Source organism: Pseudomonas sp. R76 (assembly GCF_009834565.1).
Taxonomy (GTDB): domain Bacteria; phylum Pseudomonadota; class Gammaproteobacteria; order Pseudomonadales; family Pseudomonadaceae; genus Aquipseudomonas.
In genome coordinates this window covers 3,908,708-3,928,929 of record NZ_CP019428.1, presented here as the reverse complement: position 1 = coordinate 3,928,929, position 20,222 = coordinate 3,908,708, and the positions used below count along the sequence as shown (strand labels likewise).

Genomic DNA, 20,222 nt, shown 5'->3' with positions numbered 1-20,222 from the left:
GTGCCCAGGCCAATCGAGAGACTGTTATGCCAGGCACCCGCGTCACCACCTATGGCATGGAGCAACGCAGCGACCGCCCCGACTTCTATATCCGCGACAAACGCGGGCGGGCGGCGCTGACCAGCCCACATCGGCATGAGTACTTCCAGATCCAGATCAATCTGGGCGGCGACACCGTGCAGCATATCGGCGGCGTGGTGCGGCCGTTTCCGCACAAGGCCCTGGCGTTTATCCTGCCCCATCGCCTGCACGTGATTCCCCATCCTGAAGACGGCGAGTTCATGCTGATCAACTTCAGCCAGGCGTTTTTCCTGCCGCAGCTGACCTGCGACCCGCTGGACCTGGAAGACATTCCCATCGGCCAGGCCCCGGAACTGTCGCCGTTTCGCTTTCAGGAGCAGCTGGATTTCATTCTCGACGATGCGGCTTTCGACGAAGTGAAAACCTGGCTGACGCATATGCGTACCCTGGACGCCCAGCGCACCTTCGGCGCCCGTGAGCGGTTAAAAGGCTATCTCTTCCAACTGATCGGCCTGGTCTGCGAGCAGTACGCCGAACCCTTGCAGGCGTTTGCCGCCAACAATGCCACCCGGCGCGGGCGCAAAGACGCGTTAGCGCGGGTGCAAGGCTACATTCGCGAGCATGTGCACGAGCCGACCCTCAATCTGACCGACGCCGCTGCCGCCGCGTTTCTGTCACCCAACTACCTCACCCACCTGCTGCGCAAGGAAACCGGCAAACCCTTTTCCCAGTTGGTGCTGGACCGCCGTATGCAATTGGCGCGCACCTTATTGCTCAACAGTGCGCAGATGATCGGAGTGATCGCCCAGCGTTGCGGGTTTACCGATGAGGCGTACTTTTCGCGCTGCTTCCGCAAGGCCCATGGTGTGGCGCCGGGGCAGTTTCGTCGCCAGCAACAGGCCAACGCGGTCTAGTTAAGGTGGGCAGATTTGTCTGGGAGCGGTAGGCCCGGCTGTTTACAAATCCACGACAAACCTTATGTTTCTATATGCATACAATTGCATCCTTCAACAGGAGGCTTGTATGCAAACGCTTATTCGCCTGGCGACGCCGGCCGATATCGACACGCTCTTCGCCATTCGCACCTCGGTGGTGCAGAACCACCTGAGCCGCGAACAGATGAGCGACCTGGGGATTACCCCGCAGGTATTGGCGGACAGCATTCGCCAAGCGCCCTGTGTGTGGCTCGCCGAAGTGGAGGGTCACCCCGTGGCCTTCTCCATGGTCGACCTGAGTACCGGCGAGGTGTTTGCGATGTTCGTGTTGCCCGCCTACGAGGGTCTCGGCCTGGGGCGCCGCTTGATGGCGGTGGCTGAAGCGGCGTTGTTTGAACGGCATTTAACCCTGTTCCTGATCACCGACGGGCGCGACGAAATCCGCGCCAACTGCTTTTACCAACGGTTGGGTTGGTCAAAGGTCGGCCCGGTTGAGGGTGATGACGTTCGGTACCAGAAGAGCAGGGCGCCTTAATGCCATGAACCCACCAGAAGCCCCTTCGTCCTACAGCTTTCGCTACTTTGCGATTGGGATTCTGTGCGTCGCCGTGCTGCTCGGCGGCTATTTCGTACGGCTCAATGCCCAGGTCGACCGGGCGCGGGTCGAGGCGGCCGAGCGTTTGGCGCTTTGCAGGCAAGTAGAGCGCGTGGCCAGTACGGCGTCGTCAATCAGTGTTGAACTTCGTGATACCTGCCGGCAATTAAACGGACAGTCCACCGACAGTGCAGCACCGCTTTAATCAATAACCATTTTTTATATAAGGAGATATAAGCGTTACTTGCACCAAAAAGTGGCATTTATAACCTCGGCCACCCTAAAAAAGGTGTGGTTATTGAATGACTTACGACGCTTTTAATCCGACGAAAGGATTAAATTAATCTTGTTACAGCTTTTTGCAATCGGTACTATAGCCGGGCGTTCACCTCCCACGGTTTATGCATTTTTAAATCCCAAGTTTCCATCAGCTACTTGGGATTTTTTTTGCCCGGAATTTGACCTCAGCGTCAAACTTCAATCTCGGCAAACTCTGCGCGCATGCGTCCATTGCGTTTGGCCTGGTACAGCAACTTATCAACCGACTCGACGAACCCGAGCATGTCGCTGGTTGGCGTCACGATCTGCGTGCCGACGCCGAGGCTCAGGGTCAGCAGCTTCGACACCGCTGAAAAGCCATGCTCGATCTGCTGCTGGCAGACCAGGTGCAAGCAGCGCCGCGCCACCTGCCGCGCCGAGGCGGCGTCAGTCTCCGGCAGCAACCACACAAACTCTTCGCCGCCGATGCGTGCAATAAAGTCCCGTGGCCGGTTGGCCGCCTGCGACAAGGTGCGCGCCACCTGGCGCAAGGCTTCGTCACCCTTGATATGGCCGTAGTGGTCGTTGTACTGCTTGAAAAAATCGATATCGAGGATGAGCAACGACAGCGGCAACTGGCTGCGTTGGGCGCTGGCCCATTCACGCTCCAGCACGGTGTCGAACATGCGACGGTTGGCGATGCCCGTGAGGCCGTCCTGGAAGGAGTATTCCTCCAGTTGTTTCTGCAGGCGGATCAGGTGTTCTTCGGTTTTCTTGCGCTCGCTGATATCAAACATAAAGCCGATCAACGCTTCAACCTCGTCGCCCTTGCGCACCACATGCACCACGTCGCGGATCCACACATAGTCGCCGTTGACCGTCAGCGCACGGTAATCGGCCTCGTGATCGACGCCGGCGCGCGATTGCGACACACAGAAATTCACCACGTATTCGCGGTCGTCCGGGTGCATGCGCTCGACCCAGTCTTCCACGCTCACCCAGCTTTGCGGGGTCCAGCCCAGCAACGCCTCGATCTGCGGGCCGATATAGCTGAAGGTCATGGTCTGCCAATCGATGCGCCAAGGGATGGCTTTGGTCGATTCCAGCAGCGTTTTGTACACGTCACTGTCGGGCTGGCTCGGAGGAATGAGGCTCATGGCGGGCTGCTCGGGATGATGGCAAAGAGCCAAGAGCGTCTTTTGAACGGCGCTCTGAGTCAAGCCTTCACCACAGCAGCAGACGAGAGGTCAGGTGCTGGGTTTCTGGCGTCAGCGCCCCAGCGTTTACGCGGCAAAATGCGGCACAGGTATCACTTTTGAATTAATTGTTCAGTGGCCGGCAAAAGCTTATCTAAGCTGGATGCATCACACCTGCAGGGTCGAACCCAGGGACGGGGGCTTGTCATGATGTCGATCACCGAACTCAACCGCATCATGGCCGTAGGCTTCCTGCCGCTTTCGTGTGATTGCAGCCTTAACAGCGACGGTTCGTTGCGCATCAGCGTATTTGAGCCGGCGTCCGGGCGTGTCGACTTGCTGTTGACGCGGGTGTCGCCCCAAGGCCTGGACAGCGTCCGTTCCGTCGCAAACCTCATTGGCGAACTGCGCACCGAGCTCAAAGCCGGGCGTCGAGGCTTTGCGGCCGTCAGTTAACTGTTGACGGTGCTGCTGGGCGCGGTGACGGCGCCGTAGTAGCGCCAGCAGCAATGCCGGTGTTCCGGCAGGATCACACAGCCGCTGAGGCTGGCGATCAGCAGGGCGGCGACAAGCAGAGTCAGGCGACGAGACATGGTTATTTCCTCATGGTGTGCATTGCGTTACACCTTGAACGCCGCCACTTGCACAAATCCGTCGGCATGCTTTCAAACATTTCATCAAGCGCCGCCATCCCCTGAGTAATACTCGCCTTAACCACCGTCGAGAAAAATTTAGTATTTCTCGCGACGGATTTTTCCTACCCCAGCGTTCAACCCATCAGCAGCGAACATTTTCGTCCGCCGTATGAAGGAGTTGCCATGAATCCACTGGCCAAATTGCGCTACGCCTTGCTGATCCCGATGGCCTTCGCCGCGCTTGTCAGCCCCCCGACCTTCGCCCAGACCGAAGTCATCATTCGCCAGGCGCCGCCGGCGGAACGTGTCGAAGTGATCCCCGCCGAACGCCCAGGCTTTGTCTGGGACCGTGGCCACTGGCAGTGGGAGCGCGGCGCGTATGCCTGGGTGCCGGGCCACTGGCAGCCGGTGCAGCGTAATGCCCGCTGGGAACCTGGGCACTGGGAATCCCGTGGCCCCAACTGGTACTGGCGTGAAGGCCACTGGGTCCGCTGAAACCTGAAACTTAGCCAGTGCATTGAGAACTACCCGATTGAAAGACACTGATCCGGACGTTGAGCTACTGGCACGTATCAGCAACAACGAGCCCGCCGCCGTCAACGAAATGGTGACGCGCAAGCTCCCGCGTTTGCTCGCGCTCGCCAGTCGGATCCTCGGGGATGCCGACGAGGCCAAGGACGTGGCCCAGGAAAGTTTCCTGCGCATCTGGCGCCAGGCGGCCAACTGGCGGCCTGGCGAAGCGCGTTTCGACACCTGGCTGCACCGCGTGGCACTCAACCTGTGCCACGACCGGTTGCGTCGGCGCAAGGAGCGCCCGTTGAACGAGGACGAGGTGCTGGAACTGGCCGACAACGCGCCGGCCCTTGATGAACAGTTGGAAACGGCCGACCGCAGTGCAAGGATGGCCGCCGCGTTGGCGACCTTGCCCGAGCGCCAGCGCGAAGCCATTGTGTTGCAGTACTACCAGGAGCTGTCGAACATCGACGCCGCGGCCCTGATGAACATCAGCGTCGAGGCACTGGAGAGCCTGCTGTCGCGGGCCCGACGCCAGTTGCGCAGTCAACTTGCCGACACACCCGGGCACGCCCGCCCAGGAAGGGGAAAACCATGACACCTGAACGATTTGCGCACTTGGCTGACGCCTACGGGGCCAGCCTGCATCGCTGGCCCATCGCCGAGCGGGCGCCCGCCCAGGCGCTGCTCGACAGTGGTAACGCCAGCGCCCATGCGGCGTTGCGCGAGGTCAGTTGGCTGGATGCGCAGCTGGACAGCCACCAACTGGCATTCGCCGACCCGGCGCTGGCGCGGCAGATTCGCGACGCTGCACCGCGCCGTGAGTCGTTCTGGTCGCGCTACGCCAACTGGCTGTCACCGGCCGGGCTGGTCGGCGCGGGCCTTGCCGGCATCGCCGCCGGGGTGCTGGTGGCGTCGCTGAGCGTGCCGCTGCCGATGCTGTCATCCGACGTGCTGCCCAGCGTCTTCGATCAGGGCGATGCCGACGTCGTCTTCACCGTCAACGCCGAGGAAACTGAGCAATGACCGCAAAATCCCTTAAACCGTGGTTGCTCGTCTCGGTGTTGCTCAACGTGTTTTTGATCGGCGGTGTAGGCGGTGGCCTCTACCACTTTATGGCGGCGGCCAAACCTGCCGAAGCGGTGGTCAACCAGCACGGCTTGCGCCAGGCGATGATCAAGTTGCCGGCTGAGCGCCGCAAGGAATTGCGCCAGTTGCTGCGCCAGAACCGTGCCGACAGCCAACCGCTGATCATGGCCGGCCGCGAAGCGCGCCTGGGCGTGATCAAACAGCTCGAAGCGCCGACCCTGGACCGCGCAGTGCTGGTGACGGAACTGGCCAAGGCGCGCGAGGCCGACGTGGCACTGCGGGCGTTGGTGGATACGACACTGGCGCAGTTCGCGAGCAATTTGCCCCAGGATGAACGGCAGAAACTGGTCGAGGCGTTGTACCAGCGTGGGCAGGCCAAAAGCCGCGAGAAACTTCCCCAGGTCGCAGGGAATAAACCGCGCTCTTGAGCTGTTATGCACTCACGATCACCCTCGAGAGTTGCATATGCCGGCTGCTAAAAAGAAACAGGCTTTTGATAGAAGGAAGTGGTGGTTTAGCTTTCGAGCCCATGCAGATCCACTGTGGGAGCCGTCGAGCTTTAGCGAGGCCGCGAAGGCGTTAGTGTGGGCACTAAATCCTTAGTATCGGTCACCTTTTTGGGACCGAGTACATATCCATTCCTGCGGCAACGGCGGCTAATGGTTCCGCCCTTACGGCGGCTCACTTTTCGAAGGACCGAAAAGTAAGCAAAAGGTCCTCGCCCCACCACTCGGCACCTCGCTCACGCTTCGGTGTGCCCGCACGCAGGCTTGAATCCGTGGGCCGCCGCCATGGGCCATCCCTGGCCCATCGCGGCTAACCCGGCGTCCTGCCGGGTTACCCACGGATTCAAACCCGCGTGCGGCCAGCGTGGTTAACGGGGCGCCCGAGATCAAAATCAAAAGCAGATCAAAAGCAAAGCACGGCGGCCTGACAGCCGACCTGAGTGGTTAGAGCAAAAGCGATTTTTTAGACGGCAAACTGTGATCTCCCTAATACAAGGAGATCCAAGTGTGGGAGCGGGCTTGCCCGCGAAAGCGGTGTGTCAGCCACTAAATACATTGGCCGAACCACCCCTTTTGTGGCGAGCGGGCTCGCCCCGCGTTGGGCTGCGAAGCAGCCCCAAAACCAGCCGCCTCGGTGCACCTGACAAATTGAGTTGACCTTATTGGGGCCGCTACGCAGCCCAACGCAGGACAAGCCTGCTCGCCACAAGGGCTACTCAGCGTGGCTGCACACACTCCACCGCACGATCCACCATCGCCCTCGCCATATCCACCAGATGCAGCACCGAAATCACCAGCGCCTGCGAAGTCCCCTCCAATCGATCACCGGCCTCCTGCGCCGTGGCCGCCGCACAGCGCAACAAACTGCTGGTATGCACCAACGCACTTTCAAAGCTGGTTTCAGCATCAACAGCGAACAGCATTGGTTCTACAGAATCGGGCGATGGAGCAGGGGAGAGATAGTGATCCAGCGCACGCTTATACGCGGCGTATTTTTGTGCATGGTCAGCAGAAGGGTCAAAGCGATTGAAAGGCGGATCGGGAATAATTTTATCCATCGTGAAGCACCTCTAGTCGGTTAGAGGCCGTCACCATCACTGCTAAACGATTGAAGGGTGGCGGCCGAGCGCAGGTTAGCAGAACCGGAGACTAGGACCCGGCGCACCCGAAGGTGCCCTGCGCACGGCCACCATAAAGCATCGGGCCGAAAAAAAGCGCCCTGCAAAAGGTGGCGCTTTGCGCCTAGTCATCGGCGGGCTGCTAAACCCGGTCACTGAATTGGCAGTGACCGGCGAAGACTAGCTAGCTGATTTGAGAGGCGCAAGCGGTTGGGATTTTCTCGGAAACGTCCTGCGAGGGAAAGGGAAATGTCGGGACGCATGCGCAATCGTAGCGCAGCGATAAATACATTAGTTATCGGGCTGGTCTACGATAATGGCTTTGTGACATATTTAAAGACCAAAAAATGGAATAGGAGAAAAATATGGAAATTGGGCGCCAAGGTTCTAATAGAAAGGCTGGATGGACAAGCATCCGCAGTAGAAAACCTCACGTTTCCTCAGTCGAGGTGAAAGATAAGAAACCGTTGGTATTTTCATTAACGCTTAAAAAAACATCTCCAGACGGTGATGGCGAGTACGACTTTGATGTTCGTATGAATATTAAAGATATTGCAGAGCTTATAGAGCTAGTTGCAGCCCAAGGGGTCGCGAAGGATAAAGCGCAAATATCCTCAGGCCTAGCTGGATCGGTTCGTGCTTTGAATCGACTCATGGCTGTCGCAAGCGGTATTGAAGTCTCAAACTCTGAGGTGTTGAAGAAAGATTAAAATTTTAGCCCTAGAGTGAAACGGAGGTGAGCATGCTTAACCTGGGCTTAACATTGACACTTGCTTCGATTTTAATTGGCTTGTGTTCTGCCGCAAGCTGGTTCTATGCTGGTTTTGTAAAGGTAGACCATGAAAAGGCGGTGGAAGATAGACTGCGAAAAGCCAGAAAGAAAGGAGAGGAACCGAACTATGCATCGGTAAGTTTGGATGGGTGGGATATGTCTGCAACTTTTTCTGCTCAATCTAAATGGAACTCGTTAGGTGCGCTCTTCGCTGCGTGCTCAATTTTACTGCAAGCCGTGGCTCAGGTTGTTAGTTATTGATGTGCTTGGGTTGAGAGTTCTTAAGTTTTGATCGGTGATGCGTAGACACTACTGCACTCGGATACGTGGTGATCTGTTCCCTAGCAGGAATGGATCATCATTCCCCCCAAATATCCCCACCACCTCCTTCCACAATCACACATGCCGCGGATCTTTCTGGTCCCGCGCATGCCAATGATGCTTCAGTCTATACGGCGGTATCTCCACTGGCGGTTCGATCATCCTGACGGCCGCGTGTTTCTCATAGATATGCGCCACTGACCGGGGCAGCACTGCGATCAAATCCGAGCGTTCGATCATTGCAGGGCTGGAGAGGCTGCTGGTCCGTATCAGCCCGATCACCTTGCAGATCGCGCGTGCCGACGGACGTGTCAGCAGCAGCGCGTTGGCCTTGCGCCTCGACTCGCTGCAAGAGCTTGGTTACCTTGAGCACGGCGGCGTGTTGCCGTTTGTGATCCGCAAGACCGTGCAACGGACCCGACAAGGAGCGCTCAATGATTGAACCGCAAGTTCTGCAACAACTGGCCCCCAATGGCGTGCTGCGCGCCGCGATCAACTTAGGTAACCCGGTGTTGGCGCAACGCGGCGTGGGGGGCGAGCCCCAAGGCGTGTCGGTGGCATTGGCTCGGGCATTGGCCGAGGAGTTGGGCGTCGGCCTGGAACTGATCACTTTTGAGGCCGCCGGCAAGGTGTTTGCCGCCTTGGCTGATGACGCATGGCGCGTGGCGTTCCTGGCCATTGAGCCGGTGCGCGAACAGCAAATCGCCTTCAGCGCGCCTTATGTCGCGATCAAGGGCACGTACCTGGTGCCGGCTGATTCGCCGCTGACACACGTCGCGCAAGTGGATGCACCGGGCAAGCGTATCGCCGTCGGCCAGGGCGCGGCCTATGACCTGTACTTGAGCCGCACCGTGCAACATGCCGAGTTGGTGCGCGCGCCTACTTCAGCGGCAGCGGTGGACTGGTGTATCGAGCAAGGCCTGGACGCGGCGGCGGGTGTGCGGGATTTCTTGCAAACCAGGGTTTCTGACCAATGGCGGCTGGTGGATGACGACTTCATGACGATCCGCCAAGCGATGGCGGTGCCGGTGGCGCGTGCAGCCGCTGCCGCGTTCGTCAAATCCTTTGTCGAACGGCAGAAAGCTAACGGTTTGGTGAAGCGAGGTTTGCTGGACAGCGGGCAGAGCGCGGAATTACAGGCGACGTAGGAAGGATTTGACGATGTGTCGCGTGGCGTCGGTGGTGTCCAGTTCGTCCAGGGCGCCATAGGCGTGCCAGCGGCAATCGACGATCTCGTTGCACGGCCGCGCGTCGGCGATGTTCACCACTGAAGCTTCGAACACATGGTGCACGGTGTCGCGAGCCTTCAATTCCTGCAGATACAGCAAGCCGTCCACGTTCAGCCCGGTTTCTTCTTCCAGCTCGCGCTCGGCCGCGCCGACCGGGCGTTCATCCCGCTCGACCTTGCCGCCGGGCAACGCCCATTTTGATCTGGCCTTGCGCACGAAGAGGATATGCCCCTCGTGTTCGCAAATGACCGTGGCCCTTATTTTCATCGTGTGTGCCCCCGCAGCGAGATGAGTGTCATAAAAGTGTAATGCAATTGTCATGCTAAGTGCTTATGGCGCACACGGTTGGGGATGTGGATACTGACCGATTGATGAAAACGGACGAGGACAACAGATGACTACCGTACGTTGGGGCATGATCGGCTGTGGCAATGTCACTGAACTGAAGAGTGGACCCGCTTTCTACAAAGCGCCAGGTTCGGCCCTGGTTGCCGTGATGGGGCGCCGCGAGGAAGCGGTGCGCGATTATGCGGCACGCCATGGCATCGCGCGGTTCTACACCGACGCCCAGGCACTGATCGACGACCCCGAAGTGGACGCGGTGTACATCGCCACACCGCCCGACAGCCACCTCGAATACAGCCTGATGGTGGCCGCAGCCGGCAAGCATTGCTGCGTCGAAAAACCCATGTCGTTGAATGCCGAACAGAGCGCGTTGATGCAGCGCACCTTCGAGCGCGCCGGGCTGCATTTGTTTGTGTCTTACTACCGGCGCTCCTTGCCGCGCTTCCAAAAAGTGCGGGAGTGGCTGCACGACGGACGCATCGGTGACTTGCGCCAAGTGATCTGGACCTTCAGCAAGCCGCCGAGCGCCGCCGATGCCAGCCCCGAGAACTGGCGCACCGACCCGGCCATCGCCGGTGGCGGCTACTTTGCCGACTTGGCCAGCCATGGGTTTGATCTGTTCCAGTACCTGGCCGGCGATATTGTCGAGGTCACCGGGTTTACGGCACGTCAGGCCGGGCAGTATGCGGCGGAAGATGCGGTGACGGCGTGCTGGACCTTCGGCTCCGGCGCATTGGGCATGGGTTGCTGGAACTTCGTTGCGCACTGCCGCGAAGACCGCGTCGAGCTGATCGGCAGCCGCGGTCGCATCACCTTTGCGGTGTTCGAGAACCAGCCGTTGCGCCTTGAGGGCGACGTCAACGAAGTGCTGGAAGTACCGCACCATGAACACATCCAGTGGCACCATGTACTGGCCATGAACGCGCATATCCGTGGCGAAGCCGAGCACCCTTCGCTGGCCCTGGAGGCGTTGAAGACTGATCGGGTGCTGGACAAGGTGTTACAACGCAACCCCAATTTGCCGGGGTAATCGCGGTATACCTGCTTTTTCTCAAGGAATAGGCAAAATGAAATACTGGATGGTGGTGTGGCTGTTGCTGACCGCGCCTGTCATGGCGGCCCCGCGCAGCCAAGGCACGCCGGGGGAGTTTGATTTTTATGTGCTGTCGTTGTCGTGGTCACCGACGTTTTGCCTGACCAACCCCGGCAACGAGCAGTGCACAGGCAAAGGCTACGGGTTTGTGCTGCATGGGCTGTGGCCGCAGTACGCCAAAGGTGGCTGGCCGTCGTCATGCGATACACAATCGCGACTGTCGGCGGATGAGTTGGCCAAGGGCGCGTTGATCTTCCCGACGCGCGCGTTGCTCAAGCATGAATGGACCAAGCACGGCACGTGCAGCGGGCTGGACGCTTCGCATTATCTGGAAGCGACGGATACGGCCTTGGCGGCGGTGCAGATTCCCAAGCAATTGCAGCCGTTCAATGTGCCGAACTACATGCAGGCACGCGACATCGAGCAGCTGTTTCGAGAGAGCAACCCGGCCATGGGCGACCACGGCTTGGCGGTGATCTGCAAGGGCAAGGTGTTGTCCGAAGTGCGCGTGTGCCTGAGCAAGGAATTGCGCTTTGCCGGTTGCCCGCGAAGTGTGAAAACCCAGTGCAAGGGCGGCGATATCCGCATTCCGGTGCAGCGCTGATCAGTTGCCTGCGTGCAAGGCTATGGCCGCAGGCGCCGTCGAATTCGACACGCCGGCGGCTGGCCCTCAGACCCTTCGCCGCGATGTTCGGCAAGGCCTGGGGCTATCCGCTGCTGGTGGTGGAATCCAAAGACCAGGCGTGGGCCTTGGCGCGGGATGTGCTGGATGAGCAGGTGTCCGACGTGGCGCACTTCTAAAATGCACCGCAAACACCCTGTGGGAGCTGGCTTGCCTGCGATAGCGGTGGGTCAGCCACAGTGATGCCAACTGACACGGCCTCATCGCAGGCAAGCCAGCTCCCACAGGATTTCGTGGTGCCCTTTAGTTCGCGCGTACAAACCGGCTCGCCGTGCTTGATGAGCAGATCTGCGATGTGGCGCATTTCTGTAGTGCACGCGGTAAAAAATGTGGGAGCGGGCTTGCTCGCGAATGCGGTGGGTCAGCTACACATCCGCTGACTGACACTCCGCCTTCGCGAGCAAGCCCGCTCCCACAGTGTTTAGGTGGTGCCCATTAGTTCGCGTAAACCAACCGGCCCACGGTGCCTGATGAGCCGATCTCCAAGGTGGGAGCTGGCTTGCCTGCGATAGCGGTGGGTCAGCCACCGTGATGCCAACTGACACGGCCTCATCGCAGGCAAGCCAGCTCCCACAGGATTTCGTGGTGCCCTTTAGTTCGCGCGTACAAACCGGCTCGCCGTGCTTGATGAGCAGATCTGCGATGTGGCGCATTTCTGTAGTGCACGCGGTAAAAAATGTGGGAGCGGGCTTGCTCGCGAATGCGGTGGGTCAGCTACACATCCGCTGACTGACACTCCGCCTTCGCGAGCAAGCCCGCTCCCACAGTGTTTAGGTGGTGCCCATTAGTTCGCGTAAACCAACCGGCCCACGGTGCCTGATGAGCCGATCTCCAATGTGGGAGCTGGCTTGCCTGCGATAGCGGTGGGTCAGCCACCGTGATGCCAACTGACACGGCCTCATCGCAGGCAAGCCAGCTCCCACAGTGTTTAAGTGGTGCCCTTTAGTCCACGCAAATCGCCCTGCCCAGCTTGCCTTTCTCTACCGTCGCCGAGCAGCCGAAGTGGCTGTTGTCCACCTGGCAGGTGCCCGCCACAGGGCCGTTACCCGATTGCGTGGTTACGCTGGTCTGGCACTCGCCCTCACACTGGCTTGAATCGGTGCACGCCTTGCCCGCGTCCTTGTACGGCGTGATGCAGTTCCAGCTCTGCAACTTGCCGACCTGCTTCATCGTGCCACCGCCCGCCAGGCAGGTGGAGGCAGCGGAGTCCTGTGCCGGCGCAGCGACGGGTGAGTGGGTCGAGCAGGCCGATACCAGCAACAGAGCGGCCAAGCCAATCATCAATTTCATGCAAAAGTCCTCGTGGAGTAAGCGCAGCGGTGCAGGGTATGAGCTATTGGACTACTTTGATTGACGAGCGATCCCTACCCGGAAGTGACCCATGCACACCTTATGGAAACGCTATGTCGCCCTGCTGGAAAACGACCTGAGCACGCAGATTTTCGACAACGTGAAAAACCTGCTGGTGTGCGCGCTGCTGTTTGCGGCGGGGACCAATACCTTGCTCGGGCAGCGTGAACTGTTTATCGGCGTGTTCGCCTCCAGCGTGGCGGGCTGGGGTTTGATCATCCTGTCGACGGTGTTGACGCTGCTCAACGTCAGCGACGGCATTCGCCGGCTGGCCAAGCTGCGGTATCACCTGGCATTGCAACTGTTGCTGATCCTGATTTACCTGGTGATTGCCGAGCGAGTGGTGGAGATAGTCTGGGGCTTTCGGGCGCATTGAAGTATCCTCCGCGCCCCGCTTATCACTGATTCAAAGAAACAATGACCGGACAAGACATGCAGGCGTTGCTCGAGTCGATCCTCGACGAAGTTCGTCCACTGATCGGCCTCGGCAAAGTCGCCGACTACATCCCCGCGCTGGCGGATGTGCCCGCCAACCAACTCGGCATCGCTGTGTACGGCAACGACGGCGCGGCCTATTGCGCCGGTGATGCCGACACGCTGTTTTCGGTGCAGAGCATTTCCAAGGTGTTCAGCCTGGTGCAGGCCATCGACCACGGCGGCGAAACCATCTGGGAACGCCTCGGCCATGAGCCGTCGGGGCAACCGTTCAACTCCATGGTGCAGCTGGAATTCGAACGCGGCCGCCCGCGCAACCCGTTCATCAACGCCGGCGCGCTGGTGATCTGCGACATCAACCAATCGCGCTTTGCCGTGCCGATCCTGTCGATGCGCGACTTCGTGCGGCGCCTGTCGGGTAACCCGCAGATCCTGGTCAACAGCGTCGTCGCCGAGTCCGAAGCCCAACATGGCGCGCGCAACGCGGCCATGGCTTACCTGATGAAAGCCTTCGGCAACTTCCACAACGACGTCGACGCGGTGCTGCACAGCTACTTCAACTACTGCGCGCTGCAAATGAGCTGCCTGGACTTGGCCAAGGCCTTCAGCTTCCTCGCCAACCAAGGCACCAGCGCCCACAGCGGCGAGCAAATCCTCACCGCGCGCCAAACCAAGCAAGTCAACTCGATCATGGCCACCAGCGGGCTGTATGACGAGGCGGGGAATTTCGCCTATCGCGTGGGCTTGCCAGGCAAGAGCGGAGTCGGCGGCGGGATCGTCGCGGTGGTGCCGGGGCAATTTACCGTGTGCGTGTGGTCGCCGGAGCTGAACGCGGCAGGGAACTCGCTGGCGGGGATCAAGGCGTTGGAGTTGTTGAGTGAGCGCATTGGCTGGTCGGTGTTTTAAGGGCGAACGTTGATCGTTCCCACGCTCTGCGTGGGACCGCATCCGGTGACGCTCCGCGTCACGTTGCGCAGGCCTTAAGGCCGGCGGACGCAGAGCGTCCGGGGCGGCATTCCCACGCAGAGCGTGGGAACGATCTTAGGCTTTGCTCGGCTTCACGAACAGATCGAACATCAAGAACAACGCCCCGGCAGTAATTGCGATATCAGCAATATTAAACACGCCGGTATGCGTCGGCCCCACGTTCAGCACCATGTAATCCACCACATGCCCGTCGCGGAAAACACGGTCGATCAAGTTGGCGATACCGCCCAAGGCAATCGCGTAAAGCGGCAACACCTTGCGCAATGGCTGGCTCCAGTTGGCGAGCGACCAGCCCATCGCCCACGCCACCACGATGGCCACGCCGACGATAAAGATGAGTTGTTTGACCTGCGGCGGCAACGCGGCGCCCAGGCTGAGGAAAGCGCCTGGGTTCAAGCTCAGTTCCAGCGCCAGGTTGATCGGGTTAGAGCCGATTTTGAAGCTGTTGGCGTGCAGTGAAACCAGGGCCAGCAGTTTGACGAGTTGGTCCACGGCGATAAAGGCGAGGCCAGCGAGGAGGGCGAAGGTGCGGCCTCGCAGTAGGGGCGACGTGCTCAAGCGGTAACTTCCTGTTTCGGGCTTTCTATAGAGCGCCCGAAGATAGCTCAGGCGCTGTATCGCGTCCATCTACGGCCTCCAGGCTGATCGTTCCCACGCTCTGCGTGGGCATGCATCCAGTGACGCTCCGCGTCACGTTGCGCAGGCCTTGAGTCCGGCGGACGCAGAGCGTCCGGGGCGGCGTTCCCACGCAGAGCGTGGGAACGATCTTTATGCAGTCGGGTGGGCCACGTTCAGTGCCTTGTCCACCAGCAGTTGCACACCTTCGAGCATCCGGCAGATGCCCAGCGCGACGTTGCGCTGGGAACCGTCGATTTCAAAGGCCATATGGTTGGCGATGTCGCAGATGGACGCCAGGTCCTGGGAGGCATTGACCAGCAAGGTTTCGGTGCCCAGGTCGGCGCGCACGGTGAAGAGGCCATCGCTGGGTTCGGGGATGGGTTTGCCGGGGTTGAGGTAGTGGTTGATCGCGCGGTAGGCCACTTCGTGCAGGGTGCTGATGTCGAAGTCTGGATGGCTTGGGGGATTTGGGCTGTCTTTAATCATGGTGAAACTCCAAGGGAAATGGAGCTGCCACGGTTCGCGGTCAAACGAATTAGGGTGGCAGCTATACGCGGGTTGACCGACCGGTCCCAAGGAGCCCGGCATACCCGAAGGTATCCCGCGTACAGCTGCCGCGACACGATACAACAGGCGTAGCAAAAACGCCTGATCGATATGGCACAGATGCACTTGGGAGGGCGGACGGTCAAATCCGGCCGCTGAATTGGCAGCGACGACGAGAGGTTAGTCAGCCCTTTTCCGAGCCACAACCTGAAACCCTTGTCGGAAACTTCCGAGAGCCGCAAAGCCTGCGCACTATGATCGTTCCCATGCTCTGCGTGGGAACGCATCCGGTGACGCTCCGCGTCACGACCTCAAGAGCAGACGCAGAGCGTCCGGGGCGGCATTCCCACGCAGAGCGTGGGAACGATCTTTGAGCGGGTCTTGAAACCCTTATACACACCACCGCATCCAGCCCACCCCCAACAGCATAAGCACGCCGACGCCCAGCAATAGCGCGTGCGCCGGCCGCACACGGCGAATGCGGTCTTGGAGTACACCGATGCCGCAGAGCGCGATCAGCACCGCGAACGCCCAGCGGGGCAGGCGGGCGGTGATGCCCAAACGGTTGCGTCTATTGGGTTTGATAGGCGAAGTGTTGCGGTTTGAGGTGTAGTGGAACGTCATGGACGAATCCTTTCGCACATGGTGAATGGGTAAGCCAATCGATGATTGAGCGCTCGACTGGCTAAGCTAACGGATTTTGCTGGTTCCGCAACCTGTGAGAATTGACAGTTTTTTAGACTGTTTGGGCCGTCAACTGATGTTCAACCTGTCCAGCAAGCTATACCAGGGCACACTGATGCCTGTTTAGAGCTGCTGTATCCCCTGCAATAACGAGATCTGGAGTCAGTCAGAAATAGATTCGATGGAGCAGTTAGGAAAAAAGCACTTTGTCTTCAGTTAAAACTGAATGAAGCGCGTGGCCCTTCACATTCTTCAGGCGTTGCTCGACAATGCGCGTTCTGTTCCGGAGTAGTTCAGCGGTAGAACACTCGGCTCTTAACCGGGTGGGCGCTGGTTCGAATCCAGCCTCCGGACCCATCGCACATACACCAATCTGGACATCTCTCCAGGTCACATGGAGTGACTGGCATGGACGCAGGTTATGCAGTCTTCCAACTGTCGAAAGCGCTGCTTGCGCACGATTTGGATTGCGGTCCAGTCGCTCGCTTTAACGCCCGCAAACGTATTTCACGCTGGCAGCAGGTCATCGGGAACCTGCTGCAAGGCACGGTCGAGTATGGCTCGCGCACACCCATTGCTGAGGTTCCAGCCTGGGTTACGCTGGAGGTCGTTACGGGCGGCTTTGCGACCGGCAATCTGTTGGCTGGTGGCGAACTGACGGACTATGAACGTGAACTGGCCGCCTCTATCCCAGGTATTCGTCCAGGCTTTGAACGGCTCGATATCAATGCCTGGCATCTTACGGATGACGGCCTTGAGACCTTGCACTCACGTTTAGCCCGCTGTGATTATGCGGTCGATGTGCCGGAGGAGGCCGCGTTACTGACAGTAGCCTGGCTAGTCGGGCAGCAGCGCACTGAGCAGGCTCGGGCGCTGATAGACGTGATTGGGCCGTTCTTTGGCCGACTGCGTTTCTTCCCGTCGACCTCTACGCAGCTGCCGATCTCAGCCGCGCAGGTGAACATTGTGGACGCCGGCGAGATCAAGCAGTTGCTTTCAACCTTGCCGCCTCAGGCTCGGGTCACTGTGCAGAAACAGACAATCGAAACGCGTTTGCCGCTTTATGATTCAGCTGTTTCGCATTTCCTCCTGACCTATGAGGCTGGCTGGCCGTGCCGTCATTACCCGAGTGGGTGGCGCGAGCGGGCGGCCGAGTTAACGGTGGATTTTAAGCGGTCGGGTAGCGACAGGCGCTCTTCGAATCGCGTGGAGGAACTGTTTTCTTTACTTGGGCAATGTTCCCGCGACGCGCAATCGCTCACCGGGCGTCAAGTCGGTCGCATACGGCAAATCGTCGATGATTTTGTGCGCAAGCATGGCGATCCGGGTTCAGTCTCTCACCGTGCGTTGCGTGCGAATCAACTTAGTCAGGTGGCGGGGCCGGAGCATCACCTCATTGCCCTTATGGTGGCGAACCGGCTCTCAACATATCCCGCGCAAGGTGGTCTCTGGGATTTTGCTGATTTGATAGCGCCAATCACCGCTGAGGAGGCATTGACGTTTGGGCAGGGCGAGGGCGTTGCCATTCCACCAGCGATCCAGCGCCGTCTTCTGCGATGTCGGAGTGGGACGATTAGCGAATTGATCGAGGATGGGCTGATTACTTCAGGTGATACCGTCGCGCGGGTGTTGCCCGCGATGACTGCGCAACTGAGTAGCTCGGGGTTGCGCGATGAAGCGCTAAGAATGGTATACGCCTCTACCTACCGCGCGTTCCGGCGGCGGCGTTCGTTATTGCTGCTGAACCTTCAGCGTCAGGTTGGCCTCAGTGAGTTGCCTTGGGTTGCCGTCATTGAAGGCGACCGCCAGCCCGGTGCTGTGGTGGCGGGCGCTGCCAAGCAGGCGCTGGTTGAGTCATCGGCGTTGACGCTTTCTGCTTTTCCACACGCCATCTTGCCTAACAAGCTTCTCCAGGAATTTTCCGCACTGGCTGACACTGCGCAACTGAACCTGCCCTTTGTGGAAGAGGTCGCTGCAGATATCTTCATGGGTAAGTTTTCCGATAAGTTTGCCGATGCTGCCAGGCGAGCAGGCCGGGTGCTGGAAGGCTCCCTTTACGCACGTTATTACGACATTGATACCGATGAGCTGGCGGGCCTTGTTACCCGCGGGCGGCGACGTGCGCGCGTAGCAAGCGATGTCTTCGCGACGCTCTGCGCAAGGCGTGCAGGAGCTGAGCTGGGCACGTGGCACCCGGCAACCAATGGCACCATTCTTGAGCAACAGCAAATTTTAACCACGCAAAACCTCGCGTTACTGTTTGAAGAACTTGGGTTGAAGGTTTTGCTGCAGCCGAGACTGAGCAGCATGGTGCGAGCGTGTTTTGAGTGGATCTGCAAACGGCATCAGATGCGGGTTGAGCACTATCATGCTCGGTTGATAATGCTCAAAAATACCGCTTATGCCTGGCGCCAGATGGTGTTCTACCTGGCGATGCTCGATGAGTGTGAGCGCACAGATGCCTTGGCGTCAGTCGAGGCTTATTTCTCCACACAGCCATTGGCTTTTCGAGAAAAATTTCTTCCGCTGATGAGGGGGTTGCGCAGGGCTTGTGGCGGCGAGGTGTTGCCTCAGCACGCTCCCGCTGAGGATGGCGCGAGAGTCTTTTTGGGATGGACAACCACGCGGCATTGGTTGCTACCGCCGCAGGACGTGGCTTCATGCCGGGCGGGTGAGCAGTAATGACACTAACGATTCAAGTATGGGAGCTGGCTTGCCTGCGATAGCGGTCTTGCGGTGAAGGCTATATTGGCCGGTCTACCGCCATCGCAGGCAAGCCAGCTCCCACACAGTGCGGTATTTGTTCGACGCTTGCGTGCGCGAAGCCACTCGGGAATAACAGCCACAAATTAAAATGTGGGAGCGGGCTTGCTCGCGAAAGCGGAGTGTCAGTGCCGAATATGTTGACTGACACCCTGCATTCGCGAGCAAGCCCGCTCCCACATTTGAATCTTCTTTGGATTTTGGAGCTGTATTGCCCAAACAAAAAATGCGCCCCTAAGGGCGCATTTTTTTGTTCGGTCAGCTACCGCCTATTCAGGCAATCGCATCCCAAGCCCGATCACCGTGCTCGTCTTTAATCCGAGTCGGCAGGCCCATCACGTCCAGCGCTTTGAGGAACGGCTCAGCCGGCAGCTCTTCAACGTTGGCCATGTGCTTCACATCCCACTCGCCACGCGCAACCAGCAGCGCAGCGGCCACCGGAGGCACGCCTGCGGTGTAGGAGATGCCCTGGCTGTCAGTTTCAGCAAAGGCTTCTTCATGGCAGGCCACGTTGTAGATGAACAGCTCGCGTGGCTGGCCATCCTTGGTGCCCTTGACCAGGTCGCCGATGCAGGTTTTGCCGGTGTAGCCTGGGGCGAGCGAAGACGGGTCGGGCAGCACGGCCTTGACCAGTTTCAACGGCACCACTTCCAGGCCTTCGGCGGTTGTGACCGGTTTTTCGGAGAGCAGGCCGAGGTTTTTCAGTACGGTGAACACGTTGATGTAGTGTTCGCCGAAGCTCATCCAGAAACGCACGTTGGGCACGTCGAGGTTTTTCGACAGCGAGTGCACTTCATCGTGGCCGGTCAGGTACAGGTTTTGCGAACCGACTACCGGCAGGTCGTCGGTGCGTTTGACTTCGAACATGGTGTTGCTGGTCCACTGGCTGTTCTGCCAGCTCCACACCTGCCCGGTGAATTCGCGGAAGTTGATTTCCGGGTCGAAGTTGGTGGCGAAGTATTTGCCATGGCTGCCGGCATTGACGTCGAGAATGTCGATCGAATCAATGCGGTCGAAATGCTGTTGCTGTGCCAACGCGGCATACGCGTTGACCACACCCGGGTCGAAGCCCACGCCAAGGATGGCGGTGATGTTCTTCTGTTTGCACTCTTCCAGGTGGTTCCATTCGTAGTTGCCGTACCACGGCGGGGTCTCGCAGACCTTGCCCGGCTCTTCGTGGATGGCGGTATCGAGGTACGCAACGCCGGTGTCGATGCAGGCGCGCAGTACCGACATGTTGAGGAAGGCGGAGCCTACGTTGATGACGATCTGCGAGTCGGTCTCGCGGATCAGGGCCTTGGTCGCTTCCACGTCCAGGGCGTTCAGCGCGAAGGCCTGGATGTCGGCGGGAACCTTGAGGCTACCCTTGGCCTTGACGCTGTCGATGATGGCCTGGCATTTGGAGATGTTGCGCGACGCGATAGCAATACGACCGAGTTCGTCGTTGTGCTGCGCGCACTTGTGGGCCACCACCTTGGCGACACCTCCTGCACCAATGATAAGAACGTTCTTTTTCAATTGCTTTATCTCT

The 20,222-nt window shown here is 59.2% G+C and carries 26 protein-coding genes and 1 tRNA gene; 18 read left to right on the top strand and 9 right to left on the bottom strand.

The window, feature by feature from the left end:
• Positions 1-26 precede the first annotated feature (26 nt).
• The 3 genes from PspR76_RS17555 to PspR76_RS17545 all read left to right on the top strand — a co-directional run bounded on the left by PspR76_RS17555 (position 27) and on the right by PspR76_RS17545 (position 1,756).
• On the top strand, positions 27-935 hold the full coding sequence (locus PspR76_RS17555; RefSeq protein ID WP_159957262.1) for a helix-turn-helix transcriptional regulator: 909 nt from the start codon (positions 27-29) through the stop codon (positions 933-935).
• A gap of 109 nt (positions 936-1,044) precedes the next feature.
• Positions 1,045-1,491 carry a GNAT family N-acetyltransferase gene (locus tag PspR76_RS17550; RefSeq protein WP_159957260.1) on the top strand — a complete coding sequence of 149 codons (447 nt, stop codon included), beginning with the start codon at positions 1,045-1,047 and terminating at the stop codon, positions 1,489-1,491.
• A 4-nt stretch (positions 1,492-1,495) separates the two neighbouring features.
• The gene (locus PspR76_RS17545; RefSeq protein ID WP_159957258.1) at positions 1,496-1,756 is read left to right on the top strand and encodes a hypothetical protein; all 261 of its coding nucleotides are present in this window, start codon (positions 1,496-1,498) and stop codon (positions 1,754-1,756) included.
• Between the two features lie 265 nt (positions 1,757-2,021).
• On the opposite strand, the gene PspR76_RS17540 is transcribed toward PspR76_RS17545, so the two are convergent.
• Complete coding sequence (locus tag PspR76_RS17540; RefSeq protein WP_159957256.1) at positions 2,022-2,966, bottom strand: sensor domain-containing diguanylate cyclase; 945 nt, start codon at positions 2,964-2,966, stop codon at positions 2,022-2,024.
• A gap of 246 nt (positions 2,967-3,212) precedes the next feature.
• Between PspR76_RS17540 and PspR76_RS17535 the strand changes: the two genes are divergently transcribed.
• A complete protein-coding gene (locus PspR76_RS17535; protein ID WP_159957254.1) occupies positions 3,213-3,461 on the top strand; it encodes a DUF1652 domain-containing protein in 249 nt (82 codons plus the stop codon).
• Here the strand turns inward: PspR76_RS17535 and PspR76_RS31075 are convergent.
• The gene (locus PspR76_RS31075; RefSeq protein WP_174245634.1) at positions 3,458-3,598 is read right to left on the bottom strand and encodes a hypothetical protein; all 141 of its coding nucleotides are present in this window, start codon (positions 3,596-3,598) and stop codon (positions 3,458-3,460) included. The two genes, PspR76_RS17535 and PspR76_RS31075, sit on opposite strands and share 4 nt — an antisense overlap.
• A 225-nt stretch (positions 3,599-3,823) precedes the next feature.
• On the opposite strand from PspR76_RS31075, the gene PspR76_RS17530 reads away from it, so the two are divergent.
• Genes PspR76_RS17530 through PspR76_RS17515 form a run of 4 tightly spaced genes read left to right on the top strand, consistent with a single transcriptional unit; the run spans position 3,824 to position 5,670 of the window.
• Positions 3,824-4,135: a YXWGXW repeat-containing protein gene (locus PspR76_RS17530; RefSeq protein ID WP_159957252.1), complete on the top strand. Its 312-nt coding sequence runs from the start codon at positions 3,824-3,826 to the stop codon at positions 4,133-4,135.
• 37 nt (positions 4,136-4,172) lie between these two features.
• Entirely contained in the window at positions 4,173-4,751 is a 579-nt protein-coding gene (locus PspR76_RS17525) for an RNA polymerase sigma factor (protein ID WP_159957250.1), read from the top strand.
• Complete coding sequence (locus PspR76_RS17520; RefSeq protein WP_159957248.1) at positions 4,748-5,179, top strand: hypothetical protein; 432 nt, start codon at positions 4,748-4,750, stop codon at positions 5,177-5,179. The genes PspR76_RS17525 and PspR76_RS17520 overlap by 4 nt, the downstream gene beginning before the upstream one ends.
• Positions 5,176-5,670 carry a periplasmic heavy metal sensor gene (locus PspR76_RS17515; RefSeq protein WP_159957246.1) on the top strand — a complete coding sequence of 165 codons (495 nt, stop codon included), beginning with the start codon at positions 5,176-5,178 and terminating at the stop codon, positions 5,668-5,670. The genes PspR76_RS17520 and PspR76_RS17515 overlap by 4 nt, the downstream gene beginning before the upstream one ends.
• A gap of 794 nt (positions 5,671-6,464) precedes the next feature.
• Here PspR76_RS17515 and PspR76_RS31295 read toward each other — a convergent pair.
• On the bottom strand, positions 6,465-6,806 hold the full coding sequence (locus PspR76_RS31295; protein WP_237235677.1) for a DUF6124 family protein: 342 nt from the start codon (positions 6,804-6,806) through the stop codon (positions 6,465-6,467).
• A 425-nt stretch (positions 6,807-7,231) separates the two neighbouring features.
• Between PspR76_RS31295 and PspR76_RS17505 the strand changes: the two genes are divergently transcribed.
• The 4 genes from PspR76_RS17505 (at position 7,232) to PspR76_RS17490 (ending at position 9,107) form a co-directional block, all read left to right on the top strand.
• Entirely contained in the window at positions 7,232-7,576 is a 345-nt protein-coding gene (locus PspR76_RS17505; RefSeq protein ID WP_159957244.1) for a hypothetical protein, read from the top strand.
• 32 nt (positions 7,577-7,608) lie between these two features.
• Entirely contained in the window at positions 7,609-7,899 is a 291-nt protein-coding gene (locus tag PspR76_RS17500; protein WP_159957242.1) for a hypothetical protein, read from the top strand.
• 343 nt (positions 7,900-8,242) lie between these two features.
• Complete coding sequence (locus PspR76_RS17495) at positions 8,243-8,401, top strand: hypothetical protein (RefSeq protein WP_237235676.1); 159 nt, start codon at positions 8,243-8,245, stop codon at positions 8,399-8,401.
• Positions 8,394-9,107, top strand: coding sequence for a transporter substrate-binding domain-containing protein (locus PspR76_RS17490; RefSeq protein WP_159957240.1), 714 nt, complete (start codon positions 8,394-8,396; stop codon positions 9,105-9,107). The genes PspR76_RS17495 and PspR76_RS17490 overlap by 8 nt, the downstream gene beginning before the upstream one ends.
• Here PspR76_RS17490 and PspR76_RS17485 read toward each other — a convergent pair.
• The gene (locus PspR76_RS17485; protein WP_145164559.1) at positions 9,093-9,455 is read right to left on the bottom strand and encodes an NUDIX hydrolase; all 363 of its coding nucleotides are present in this window, start codon (positions 9,453-9,455) and stop codon (positions 9,093-9,095) included. The two genes, PspR76_RS17490 and PspR76_RS17485, sit on opposite strands and share 15 nt — an antisense overlap.
• A 127-nt stretch (positions 9,456-9,582) precedes the next feature.
• Here PspR76_RS17485 and PspR76_RS17480 point away from each other — a divergent pair, with 127 nt between their 5' ends.
• Both PspR76_RS17480 and PspR76_RS17475 read left to right on the top strand, forming a co-directional pair.
• Positions 9,583-10,563 carry a Gfo/Idh/MocA family protein gene (locus PspR76_RS17480; protein ID WP_159957238.1) on the top strand — a complete coding sequence of 327 codons (981 nt, stop codon included), beginning with the start codon at positions 9,583-9,585 and terminating at the stop codon, positions 10,561-10,563.
• Between the two features lie 37 nt (positions 10,564-10,600).
• Positions 10,601-11,230, top strand: coding sequence for a ribonuclease T2 family protein (locus PspR76_RS17475; protein ID WP_159957236.1), 630 nt, complete (start codon positions 10,601-10,603; stop codon positions 11,228-11,230).
• A 1,020-nt stretch (positions 11,231-12,250) separates the two neighbouring features.
• On the opposite strand, the gene PspR76_RS17465 is transcribed toward PspR76_RS17475, so the two are convergent.
• Complete coding sequence (locus PspR76_RS17465; RefSeq protein ID WP_159957232.1) at positions 12,251-12,598, bottom strand: hypothetical protein; 348 nt, start codon at positions 12,596-12,598, stop codon at positions 12,251-12,253.
• Between the two features lie 91 nt (positions 12,599-12,689).
• On the opposite strand from PspR76_RS17465, the gene PspR76_RS17460 reads away from it, so the two are divergent.
• Both PspR76_RS17460 and glsB read left to right on the top strand, forming a co-directional pair.
• Entirely contained in the window at positions 12,690-13,034 is a 345-nt protein-coding gene (locus tag PspR76_RS17460; protein ID WP_159957230.1) for a hypothetical protein, read from the top strand.
• A gap of 56 nt (positions 13,035-13,090) precedes the next feature.
• Positions 13,091-13,999, top strand: a complete 909-nt coding sequence (gene glsB, locus PspR76_RS17455; protein WP_159961500.1) for a glutaminase B — start codon at positions 13,091-13,093, stop codon at positions 13,997-13,999.
• Positions 14,000-14,134: 135 nt separating this feature from the next.
• Here glsB and PspR76_RS17450 read toward each other — a convergent pair whose 3' ends face one another.
• From PspR76_RS17450 to PspR76_RS17440, 3 genes are all read right to left on the bottom strand, one after another.
• Positions 14,135-14,638, bottom strand: coding sequence for a signal peptidase II (locus PspR76_RS17450; protein WP_159957228.1), 504 nt, complete (start codon positions 14,636-14,638; stop codon positions 14,135-14,137).
• 210 nt (positions 14,639-14,848) lie between these two features.
• Entirely contained in the window at positions 14,849-15,184 is a 336-nt protein-coding gene (locus tag PspR76_RS17445) for a DUF6124 family protein (RefSeq protein WP_159957226.1), read from the bottom strand.
• Positions 15,185-15,634: 450 nt separating this feature from the next.
• A complete protein-coding gene (locus PspR76_RS17440) occupies positions 15,635-15,868 on the bottom strand; it encodes a hypothetical protein (protein ID WP_159957224.1) in 234 nt (77 codons plus the stop codon).
• Between the two features lie 342 nt (positions 15,869-16,210).
• Here PspR76_RS17440 and PspR76_RS17435 point away from each other — a divergent pair.
• Both PspR76_RS17435 and PspR76_RS17430 read left to right on the top strand, forming a co-directional pair.
• Positions 16,211-16,285 (top strand) — tRNA-Lys (locus PspR76_RS17435).
• A 51-nt stretch (positions 16,286-16,336) separates the two neighbouring features.
• Positions 16,337-18,610, top strand: a complete 2,274-nt coding sequence (locus PspR76_RS17430; protein ID WP_159957222.1) for a hypothetical protein — start codon at positions 16,337-16,339, stop codon at positions 18,608-18,610.
• A gap of 354 nt (positions 18,611-18,964) precedes the next feature.
• On the opposite strand, the gene PspR76_RS17425 is transcribed toward PspR76_RS17430, so the two are convergent.
• Positions 18,965-20,209 carry a saccharopine dehydrogenase family protein gene (locus PspR76_RS17425; RefSeq protein WP_159957220.1) on the bottom strand — a complete coding sequence of 415 codons (1,245 nt, stop codon included), beginning with the start codon at positions 20,207-20,209 and terminating at the stop codon, positions 18,965-18,967.
• Positions 20,210-20,222 lie beyond the last annotated feature (13 nt).

What these genes read in the sequence shown, in the direction of transcription:
- PspR76_RS17555 (WP_159957262.1), top strand. Translation starts at nt 27, where the DNA reads ATGCCAGGCACCCGCGTCACCACCTATGGCATGGAGCAACGCAGCGAC.
- PspR76_RS17550 (WP_159957260.1), top strand. Translation starts at nt 1,045, where the DNA reads ATGCAAACGCTTATTCGCCTGGCGACGCCGGCCGATATCGACACGCTC.
- PspR76_RS17545 (WP_159957258.1), top strand. Translation starts at nt 1,496, where the DNA reads ATGAACCCACCAGAAGCCCCTTCGTCCTACAGCTTTCGCTACTTTGCG.
- PspR76_RS17540 (WP_159957256.1), bottom strand. Translation starts at nt 2,966, where the DNA reads ATGAGCCTCATTCCTCCGAGCCAGCCCGACAGTGACGTGTACAAAACG.
- PspR76_RS17535 (WP_159957254.1), top strand. Translation starts at nt 3,213, where the DNA reads ATGATGTCGATCACCGAACTCAACCGCATCATGGCCGTAGGCTTCCTG.
- PspR76_RS31075 (WP_174245634.1), bottom strand. Translation starts at nt 3,598, where the DNA reads ATGTCTCGTCGCCTGACTCTGCTTGTCGCCGCCCTGCTGATCGCCAGC.
- PspR76_RS17530 (WP_159957252.1), top strand. Translation starts at nt 3,824, where the DNA reads ATGAATCCACTGGCCAAATTGCGCTACGCCTTGCTGATCCCGATGGCC.
- PspR76_RS17520 (WP_159957248.1), top strand. Translation starts at nt 4,748, where the DNA reads ATGACACCTGAACGATTTGCGCACTTGGCTGACGCCTACGGGGCCAGC.
- PspR76_RS17515 (WP_159957246.1), top strand. Translation starts at nt 5,176, where the DNA reads ATGACCGCAAAATCCCTTAAACCGTGGTTGCTCGTCTCGGTGTTGCTC.
- PspR76_RS31295 (WP_237235677.1), bottom strand. Translation starts at nt 6,806, where the DNA reads ATGGATAAAATTATTCCCGATCCGCCTTTCAATCGCTTTGACCCTTCT.
- PspR76_RS17505 (WP_159957244.1), top strand. Translation starts at nt 7,232, where the DNA reads ATGGAAATTGGGCGCCAAGGTTCTAATAGAAAGGCTGGATGGACAAGC.
- PspR76_RS17500 (WP_159957242.1), top strand. Translation starts at nt 7,609, where the DNA reads ATGCTTAACCTGGGCTTAACATTGACACTTGCTTCGATTTTAATTGGC.
- PspR76_RS17490 (WP_159957240.1), top strand. Translation starts at nt 8,394, where the DNA reads ATGATTGAACCGCAAGTTCTGCAACAACTGGCCCCCAATGGCGTGCTG.
- PspR76_RS17485 (WP_145164559.1), bottom strand. Translation starts at nt 9,455, where the DNA reads ATGAAAATAAGGGCCACGGTCATTTGCGAACACGAGGGGCATATCCTC.
- PspR76_RS17480 (WP_159957238.1), top strand. Translation starts at nt 9,583, where the DNA reads ATGACTACCGTACGTTGGGGCATGATCGGCTGTGGCAATGTCACTGAA.
- PspR76_RS17475 (WP_159957236.1), top strand. Translation starts at nt 10,601, where the DNA reads ATGAAATACTGGATGGTGGTGTGGCTGTTGCTGACCGCGCCTGTCATG.
- PspR76_RS17465 (WP_159957232.1), bottom strand. Translation starts at nt 12,598, where the DNA reads ATGAAATTGATGATTGGCTTGGCCGCTCTGTTGCTGGTATCGGCCTGC.
- PspR76_RS17460 (WP_159957230.1), top strand. Translation starts at nt 12,690, where the DNA reads ATGCACACCTTATGGAAACGCTATGTCGCCCTGCTGGAAAACGACCTG.
- glsB (WP_159961500.1), top strand. Translation starts at nt 13,091, where the DNA reads ATGCAGGCGTTGCTCGAGTCGATCCTCGACGAAGTTCGTCCACTGATC.
- PspR76_RS17445 (WP_159957226.1), bottom strand. Translation starts at nt 15,184, where the DNA reads ATGATTAAAGACAGCCCAAATCCCCCAAGCCATCCAGACTTCGACATC.
- PspR76_RS17440 (WP_159957224.1), bottom strand. Translation starts at nt 15,868, where the DNA reads ATGACGTTCCACTACACCTCAAACCGCAACACTTCGCCTATCAAACCC.
- PspR76_RS17430 (WP_159957222.1), top strand. Translation starts at nt 16,337, where the DNA reads ATGGACGCAGGTTATGCAGTCTTCCAACTGTCGAAAGCGCTGCTTGCG.